The organism is Oleiphilus sp. HI0125, assembly GCF_001635355.1.
The window spans coordinates 1-764 of record NZ_LWGF01001413.1; the positions used below are offsets into that span (position 1 = coordinate 1).

General features: G+C 45.0%; 1 protein-coding gene. It reads left to right on the top strand.

Annotated features, from left to right (window positions below; genetic code table 11):
• On the top strand, positions 1-764 hold a 764-nt coding region (locus tag A3762_RS24040; protein WP_197469556.1), incomplete at both ends, for a (2Fe-2S)-binding protein.

Consider the following 764-nt stretch of genomic DNA (forward strand, 5'->3'; position numbering starts at 1 on the left):
GGTGACGCCCATGCTCGCACAGTAGGTGCTTTGAGTTACACCTATGAAAATCAACCTGAAGGTGTTTACAAGAAGATCGTTGTTGATGCAGACAAAAAGCTACTTATTGGTGCGGTGCTAATAGGTGACACTTCAGACTACGATACTCTTCTTCAGTATGCTTTAAATGGTATCGACCTTCCTGAAAAACCAGAAAGTTTAATTCTTCCTTCTACGAGCGATGCTGCGCCTGCGCTAGGTGCTGATGCTTTACCAGCGACTGCGACGGTATGTTCTTGTCACAACGTCTCTAAGGGCGACATTGTTGATGCAATGGATGCAGGCAACTGTGATCTTGGCTCGGTGAAATCATGCACTAAAGCAAGCACCGGTTGTGGTGGTTGTGCGGCCTTATTGAAAAACGTCGTTGATAGCGAACTAGAAAAACGCGGCGTAGAGGTCAATAAAGATATTTGTGAGCACTTTGCTTATTCTCGCCAAGAGCTCTTCCACATTATTAAAGTCGAAGAAATCAAAAGTTTTGACGCGCTGCTTGAAAAACATGGTCGCGGTATCGGTTGTGAAATCTGTAAGCCTGCGGTCGGTTCAATTCTCGCGTCAGTATGGAACGATTTCGTGCTTCAAAAAGAGCACGTTAAACTCCAAGACACCAACGACACTTATCTTGGCAATATGCAAAAAGATGGTAGTTATTCGGTTGTACCTCGTATCGCTGGTGGTGAAATTACACCTGACAAGCTGATTGTTCTGGGGCAAGTCGCTAA